This is a genomic window from Kitasatospora sp. NPDC018619, from assembly GCF_044391605.1.
GTDB lineage: Bacteria > Actinomycetota > Actinomycetes > Streptomycetales > Streptomycetaceae > Kitasatospora.
In genome coordinates, this window is the sequence record NZ_JBISAI010000030.1 from 37,965 (window position 1) to 45,663 (window position 7,699).

Annotated in this window: 7 protein-coding genes; 2 read left to right on the forward strand and 5 right to left on the reverse strand. The window is 75.6% G+C overall.

Going from position 1 to position 7,699, the window contains the following annotated elements; all coding sequences use genetic code 11:
- Positions 1-59: 59 nt before the first annotated feature.
- Positions 60-1,655, forward strand: coding sequence for an ATP-binding protein (locus ACH5AR_RS31690; protein WP_396304977.1), 1,596 nt, complete (start codon positions 60-62; stop codon positions 1,653-1,655).
- Complete coding sequence (locus tag ACH5AR_RS31695) at positions 1,655-2,341, forward strand: response regulator (protein WP_396304978.1); 687 nt, start codon at positions 1,655-1,657, stop codon at positions 2,339-2,341. Before ACH5AR_RS31690 ends, ACH5AR_RS31695 begins: the two co-directional genes overlap by 1 nt.
- 159 nt (positions 2,342-2,500) lie before the next feature.
- Here the strand turns inward: ACH5AR_RS31695 and ACH5AR_RS31700 are convergent, their stop codons facing one another.
- The 5 genes from ACH5AR_RS31700 to ACH5AR_RS31720 all read right to left on the reverse strand — a co-directional run bounded on the left by ACH5AR_RS31700 (position 2,501) and on the right by ACH5AR_RS31720 (position 7,504).
- Positions 2,501-4,285, reverse strand: coding sequence for a cation acetate symporter (locus ACH5AR_RS31700; RefSeq protein ID WP_396304979.1), 1,785 nt, complete (start codon positions 4,283-4,285; stop codon positions 2,501-2,503).
- Positions 4,282-4,920 carry a DUF485 domain-containing protein gene (locus tag ACH5AR_RS31705; protein ID WP_396304980.1) on the reverse strand — a complete coding sequence of 213 codons (639 nt, stop codon included), beginning with the start codon at positions 4,918-4,920 and terminating at the stop codon, positions 4,282-4,284. The genes ACH5AR_RS31700 and ACH5AR_RS31705 overlap by 4 nt, the downstream gene beginning before the upstream one ends.
- Before the next feature lie 129 nt (positions 4,921-5,049).
- The gene (locus ACH5AR_RS31710) at positions 5,050-5,727 is read right to left on the reverse strand and encodes a response regulator (RefSeq protein ID WP_396304981.1); all 678 of its coding nucleotides are present in this window, start codon (positions 5,725-5,727) and stop codon (positions 5,050-5,052) included.
- An 11-nt stretch (positions 5,728-5,738) separates the two neighbouring features.
- On the reverse strand, positions 5,739-6,872 hold the full coding sequence (locus tag ACH5AR_RS31715) for a sensor histidine kinase (RefSeq protein ID WP_396305002.1): 1,134 nt from the start codon (positions 6,870-6,872) through the stop codon (positions 5,739-5,741).
- 146 nt (positions 6,873-7,018) lie between these two features.
- The gene (locus tag ACH5AR_RS31720; protein ID WP_396304982.1) at positions 7,019-7,504 is read right to left on the reverse strand and encodes a DUF1453 domain-containing protein; all 486 of its coding nucleotides are present in this window, start codon (positions 7,502-7,504) and stop codon (positions 7,019-7,021) included.
- Between the last annotated feature and the right edge of the window lie 195 nt (positions 7,505-7,699).

Genomic DNA, 7,699 nt, shown 5'->3' on the forward strand with positions numbered 1-7,699 from the left:
GGGCCCGCCCCGCCCCGCGAGGGCGCCCGGTCCCCCGCAGCCGCCGAGAGGAGGCCCGGTTGAAGCTCCCCCGCCCGCCCCGCCGGGTCTTCGCCCAGCTGCTGCTGAGCCAGACCGTCGTCACCGTCGGTGTCACCGCGGTGACCGCCGGGCTGTTCCTGGCCCCGGTCAGCAGCGAGCTGGACCGCGACGCGATGCAGCGGGCGCTGTCGATCGCCCAGGCCACCGCCGCCGACGAGAGCATCGCCCGGGCCGCCGCCGCCCGCGACGTGGTGGCCGCGCAGCGCAACGCCGAGCAGGTCCGGCTCGCCACCGGCGCCAGCTTCGTGGTGGTCACCGACCTGGACGGCATCCGGCTCTCGCACACCGACCCCGGCCGGATCGGCCAGCGGGTCAGCACCGACCCGGAGCCCGCCCTCAGCGGCCGCAACGTCACCGCCATCCAGCAGGGCACGCTGGGCCGCACCGCCCGCGGCAAGGTGCCGCTGCGGATGGCGGACGGCCGGATCGTCGGCGAGGTCTCGGTCGGCATCAGCGACGACTCGATCCGCCGCCGGCTGCTGGCGATGCTCACCGGCATCCTGCTGTGCGCGGGCGCGGGGCTGGCCGCCGGGACGCTCGCCACCCTCCTGCTGGCGCGCCGGCTCAAGCGCCGCACCCACAACATCGCGCTGGCCGACATCTCCGCGCTGCTGGTGGAGCGGGAGGCGATGCTGCACGGCATCCGCGAGGGCATGGTGGCGCTGGACGAACACGGCCGGATCCGGCTCGCGAACGACGAGGCGCTGCGGCTGCTCGGCCTGCCCGGGGACTGCACCGGCCGCCCGATCGGCGCGGTGCTGCCGCCGGGCCGGCTGGCGGACGTGCTCGCCGGGCGGATCGCGGGCGCCGACCTGCCGGCCGTCCGGGACGACCGGGTGCTGGTGGTGAACCGGACGGCCACCCCCGAGGGCGGCGCGGTGGTAACCCTGCGGGACCGCACCGAACTGGAGTCGCTGGTCCGCGAGCTGGACACCACCCGGAGCCTGACCGAGGCGCTGCGCGCCCAGGACCACGAGCACGCCAACCGGATGCACACCCTGCTGGGCCTGCTGGAGCTGGGCCGCCACGAGCAGGCGGTGGCGTTCATCTCGGAGCAGTCCGGCTCGCACGCGGTGGTCGCCGCGCGGATCGCCGAGCAGGTCCAGGACCCGCACGTGGCGGCGCTGCTGGCGGGCAAGTGCGCGGTGGCCGGCGAGCGCGGGGTGGTGCTGGCGCTGGCGCCGGCGGCGCACCTGCCGGACGCGGTGGTGGACGCCCGGGCGCTGGTGACGGTGCTGGGCAACCTGGTCGACAACGCGGTGGACGCGCTGGCCGCGGGCGGCGGGGGCCGGGTCGAGGTGAGCCTGGCGGCGGCCGGACCGACCCTGCTGCTCCAGGTCGCGGACAGCGGCCCGGGCGTACCGGAGGAGCTGCGCGAGCAGGTCTTCGAGGAGGGGTGGACCAGCAAGGAGGCGCCCGCGCACCGTCCGCGCGGGCTGGGGCTGGCGATGGTCCGGCGGCTGGTCGAGCGGACCGGCGGCCGGATCGTGCTCGACACCGGGCCGCTCGGCGGCGCCCGGTTCACCGTCGAGCTGCCCGAGGCCCTGCTCGTTCCCCGGCTCGTGGAGGCGTGATGATCGACGTACTCGTGGTGGACGACGACTTCCGGGTCGCGGACGTGCACGCCGCGTACGTGGCCAGGGTCCCCGGCTTCCGGGTGACCGGCACCGCGCACTCGGCCGGGGAGGCGCTGGCCGCCCTGGAGCGCCGCCCGGTGGACCTGCTGCTGCTCGACCACCACCTGCCGGACGGGACCGGCCTGGAGCTGGTGCGCCGGCTGCGGGAACGCCAGGTGGCCTGCGACGTGATGATGGTGACGGCCGCCCGGGACGTGTCGACGGTGCACGCCGCGATGCAGCACGGCGCGCTCCAGTACCTGGTCAAGCCGTTCACCTTCGCCGGGCTGCGGGAGAAGCTGGTGGCGTACGCCCAGTTGCGGCACGCGCTCGCCGCGCCGGCCCGGGAGGCCGGCCAGGACGAGGTGGACCGGCTGTTCGCGACCCTGCGCAGCACCACCGCCGCGGCCGGGCCGCTCCCCAAGGGCCACTCGGCGCCCACCACCGACCTGGTGATGGGCGTCCTGCGCCGGGCCGGGCGGCCGCTGTCCGCCCAGGAGGTCGCCGAGGCCACCGGGCTGAGCCGCTCCACCGCGCAGCGCTACCTCAAGCAGCTGGAGCGGGACAGCCGGCTGCGGCTGACCCTGCGGTACGGGGACACCGGCCGCCCGGAGCACCGCTACGGACTGGCCGCCCGCGCCTGAGGACCGCGCCGCCAAGACCGCCCGCGGGACGCCGCCGGGCCACCGCCGGGCCACCGCCGGACCGCCCCGGCCCGCCGCCGGCGGTGGGCTCGGCCGGTGGCCGGACAGGGGGGAACCCCGGCGGCCCCAGGCCCGCCGGGGTTCCCCGGGCGCGACGGCTCAGGCCGCGCCCGCACCGGTGAGGGCACGGACCTCCAGCTCGGCGAACCGGTCCGGGTCGGCCGGTTCGGACGAGGTGACCGTCCCGATCCAGCCGGCCAGGAAGCCGAGCGGGATGGAGACGATGCCCGGGTTCTCCAGCGGGAACCAGTGGAAGTCCAGGCCGGGGAAGAGCGCCTCGGCGGAGCCGGACACCACCGGCGAGAAGAACACCAGCACGATCGCCGGGACGAGCCCGCCGTACACCGCCCAGACCGCGCCGCGGGCGGTGAACCGCGACCAGAACAGGCTGTAGAGCAGCACCGGCAGGTTGGAGGAGGCGGCGACGGCGAAGGCCAGGCCGACCAGGAACGCGACGTTCAGCTGCTGGGCGAAGAGGCTGATCACGATCGCCGTGGCGCCGATCCCGGCGGCGGCGATCCGGGCGACCACCACCTCCTGCTGCTCGCTGACCTCCGACACCGACTCCTCCGCCGAGCGGGAGGCCGGCACCCGCTCGCCCCGGCGGCGGTGCCCGCGGGCGTTCCGCTCCCTCTCGCGCCCGGGGCGGGCGCGCCAGGCGCCGGCCCAGACGTCGTGGGCGAAGGCCGCCGAGGAGGCCAGCGTCAGCCCGGCGACCACGGCGAGGATGGTCGCGAAGGCGATCGCCGAGATCAGGGCGAACAGCACCACCCCGCCGGTGCTGCCGTTGCCGCCGCCGAGCACCAGGGCGAGCAGCGGGACGGCGGTGTTCCCGGCCGAGTTGGCGTGCCGCACCTCGGCCGAGCCGATCAGCGCGGTGGCGCCGAGGCCGAGCACGATGGCCATCAGGTAGAAGCTGCCGACCAGCCCGATCGCCCACATCGTGGAGCGGCGGGCGGCCCGTGCGGTGGGCACGGTGTAGAAGCGGGACAGGATGTGCGGCAGGCCGGCGGTGCCGAGCACCAGGGCGAGGCCGAGGCTGACGAAGTCGAGCCGGCTGGTGAGGCTGCCGCCGTACTTGAGCCCCGGCTCCAGGTAGCGGTGCCCGGCGCCGCTGTGCTCGGCGGCCTGGCGCATCAGCTCGCCGAGGTCCCCGTGGAAGCGGACCACCAGGAGCACGGTCAGCAGCACCGAACCGCCGGTCAGCAGGAAGGCCTTGATGATCTGGATCCAGGTGGTGGCCCGCATCCCGCCGATGGTGACGTAGACGATCATCAGGGCGCCGACCGCGATGATGGTCCAGGTGCGGGCGTGCGGGCTGCCGGTGCCGAGCAGCAGGGCGACCAGCGAACCGGCGCCGACCATCTGGGCCACCAGGTACAGCAGGGTCACCACGACGCTGGCGCCGCCGGCCGCGGCGCGCACCTTGCGGCGGCGCAGCCGCAGCGCGAGCACGTCGGCGAGGGTGTACCGGCCGGCGTTGCGGACGAGTTCGGCGACGAGCATCAGCACGACCAGCCAGGCGACCAGGAAGCCGATGCTGTAGAGCACGCCGTCGTAGCCGTACAGGGCGATCAGCCCGGCGACGCCCAGGAAGGAGGCCGCGGAGAGGTAGTCGCCGGAGAGCGCGAAGCCGTTCTGCAGCGGGGTGAAGTCCCGGCCGCCGGCGAAGAAGTCCTCGGCGGCGTTGCCCTGGCGGCCGACCCAGAGGGTGACCCCCAGGGTGACCAGGACGACGACGGCGAACAGCACGATGGCGAGCGAGTGGTGGTCGCCGGTGGGGGCGACGGGCGGCGGGGTGGCGGTGGACACCACGGTCCGTACGGCGGTCTGCACCGCGGCCTTGGCCGCGTCGGTGGGCACGGTGGCCATCAGGGTCGTCATCGCAGTTGGTCCTGGGTGTCCCAGCGCAGGCCCAGGGCGGCGCGGTCGCGCTTGGTCCGGGCGTTGCGGGCGTAGAGCCAGGCGAGCAGGAAGGTCGAGGCGAACTGGAGCAGGCCCAGCAGCCAGGCCACGTTGAGCGGACCGGCCACCGCGCGGCGCATCAGGTCGGGGGCGCCGGCCTGGGCGGCGACGTACAGCAGGTACCAGGCGAGGAAGGCACCGGTGATCGGGAACACGAAGGTCCGGTAGCTGCGGCGGATCTGCCGGAAGGCCTCGCTGGCCTGGACCTCCCGGTAGACCTCCGTCCGGTCGGCGGCCGGCTCCTCCGCCGGTGGTGCGAGGGGGGCGTGCGGAGCGGCCTGGGCCGCTGGGTCGGCGGGGCTGCTCGGGGCGAACGGCTCGACGGCGGCGCCCCCGTGGACCGGTGCGCCGACGGCCACGGGCTCGACGGCTGCCTCCGCCGACCGGTCCGCACGGGCGTGGTCCGCACGGGTGGGGCCCGACTGCGTCGGTACCGCCGTTCGGCGGTGTGCGGCCGGTGGCTCGGAGGGCTCGACGGGGGTGCCGGCGGCCGGAGCGGCCCACCAGTCGAATCGCTGCCCCTGGCCGGGGCTGCTCGTCTGCTGCTGTGGCACTGCTGCTCCTGGACGGCAGGTATGTTCTGACCCGAACCATGATGGCGGCCCTTGGGCAACGCCCCTGACCATCGCAGATACGTTCACTCGATGAGGTGATCGATCATCCGACAGACACCCATCGGACTACTACTGCGTCCCGGTGATTCCGTGCCGGAACGCGTACGCGACAGCCTGGGCGCGGTCCCGTACGGCGGTCTTGGCGAACAGATTGTTGATGTGGGTCTTCACGGTGGCCTGGCTGACGAACAGACGTTGGGCGATCTCGGCGTTGGACAGTCCCCCGGCGATCAGCGCCAGTACCTCGGCCTCCCGGACGGTCAGCCCGTCGGGCAGCTCCGCCGGCCGGGCAGCCGACTGTGCGGCCGCCGGCGGGGCGCCGCCGGGCTGCTCCGAAAGCCTTTCCAGCAAGCGGAGTTGGATTTGCGGTGAGAGGCCGGCGGCACCCGAGCGGACGTCCGCGATGGCCCGGGCGATCTGCTCGGCCCCGGCGTCCTTGGTGAGGTAGCCGCGCGCCCCGGCCCGGAGCGCCGGGAACAGCGACTCGTCGTCGGCGTAGGTGGTGAGCACCACGACCTCGGTCTCCGGGTGCGCCGTGCGGATCCGCCTGGTCGCCTCGACGCCGTCGCAGCGCGGCATCCGCAGGTCCATCAGCACCACGTCCGGGTGATGACGCTCCACCAGGGCGACGGCCTCCTCCCCGTCCCCCGCCGCACCGACCACCTCGATGCCGGGCAGCAGCCCCAGCAGCATCACGATCCCCTCGCGCACCACGGTCTGGTCGTCGGCGACCAGCACCCTGGTCACCCCCGGCCCCGTCACGCCGGCACCCGCAGCAGCACGCGCCACCCTCCGTCCTCCGGGCCCGCCTGCAGCGTGCCGCCGAGCAGTTCCGCGCGTTCGCGCATTCCCCGCAGACCGTACCCGCTGCCGCTGCCGGCCAGCTCCTGCGACGCCGCCCCGCCCGCGGACTGGCCGCGCGGCGGCCGGTCGTTGCGCACCTCCAGCTCCACCGCGCCGTCCAGGTAGCGCAGTTCGACGGCGCTGCGGGCACCGGGCGCGTGCTTGCGGACGTTGGTCACCGCCTCCTGCGCGGTGCGCCGCACCGCGAGCCCGGCCTCCGCGGCCAGCGGCCGGGGCGTGCCGGTGACGGTGAGGGCGCAGCGCTCCCGCCCGGCCAGCTCGACCAGGAACTCCCCGACCGGGGTGAGCTCCCCGCGCAGCGCGGACAGCGCCTGCCGGGTCTCGGCCAGTCCGTCCTGGGCCATCCGCCGGGCGGCGACGACCCGTTCGCGGATCTGCTCGCGGTCCTTCCCCGCGTCCAGCATCAGCCGGGCCGCCTCCAGGTGGACGAGCTGGGCGGAGAGGCTGTGGGCGAGCACGTCGTGGATCTCCCGGGCGATCCTGGCCCGTTCGGCGAGGGCCGCGCTCTCCGCCTCGGCGGCCCGGGCGGCCCGCTCCTGGACCAGCAGCCGGCGGGCGGTGCCGCGCGCCTCGATGTCCAGCCGCAGCAGGTAGCCGAGCAGGCCGATCCCGCCGACGGTGGCCGCGATGCTGAGCCGGCTCGACGTGGTGACCGCCGCGTACGAGCCCAGCGAAGCCGCCGCGGCGACCAGTGCGGGCGCGAGCGGCATCCGGACCAGGGCCATCACCGCCAGGCCGTACCAGAGCACGTCGGCGAGCAGGGTCGCCTGCCCGGCGTCGGCCAGCCAGGCGGCGCCGAGCACCGCCGCGGTCAGCGGGTACGCGAGCCGCGGGCGCTGCGCCCGGGTGGCGTGCAGCCAGGCCGCGCAGAGCCCGAAGGCGGCGACCAGCCCGGCCGCCGCGGCCGCCTCCGCCCAGCCCGCGAACCGGCCGCCGGCGAGGGTCCCCCAGGCGACGGTGGCCACCAGGACGATCCGGCCGAGCACCGTGAGGGCCCGTCGCGGACGGCTCTCGGCCTCGCGGTCCATGCCCTCGCGGGACGGCCAGCGGGTCCAGTACCACCCGGCCACGGGTGCCTCCTCGGTGCTCACGGCGGTCGGTCGGGGCTGTGGCGTGTCCGACGGTTCCCGCCGGGTGCGCGACGCGAGTCGTCGGCCCCCTGGTCGGCGGCGGTTCAGCGCACGGCCGCCGTGGGCCCCGACGGCTCCAGCTCCCGGGCCCTCCAGTTCACCACGAGCGAGCGGACCAGCAGCAGCACCGCCATGCCGAGCATCAGGGAGCTGCCGGACTGGTGGACGTGCAGCGCCGTGCCGATCCCGAACAGGCCGGCCCGGATGGCGATCATCCCGCTCCAGGCGGCCACGGTGGCCCTGGTGCCCTTGGTCATGACCGAGCCGTCCGCGGCCCGCCAGAGCCGTACCGTCCAGCCCCAGACGGAGCCCATCCCGAGCACCGCGACCAGCCCGGCGGCCAGCAGGGCCACTGACAGCGCGGTGTGCCGGTGGTCGATGATCTGCGGGTCCCGCAGCGCGAGCACGCCCAGGACCAGCGGCAGCAGCCAGAAGCGGCGTTCGGAGTCCAGGCGCTGCGCACGCATCTGGCGCCGGGCGACCAGGACCAGCGCCGCGGCGATGACGAGCAGGTTGGCGAGGGTGGTCATCGGACCGCTCCGTTCCGACGGGAGGTGCGTTGCTGACCTCTCCGACGCTACGGATCCGGCGGTTCCCGCTGATCGGAGCCGGGGTGGAGCCCGGGTGGAACCGGCAGCGGGGCGGGGCCCCCCCCCCGGGGGGGGGGGGGGCGCCCGGCGGGGGCGGCAGGTGGGCGAGTCCGCACCGGGACACCCGCGGAGCCC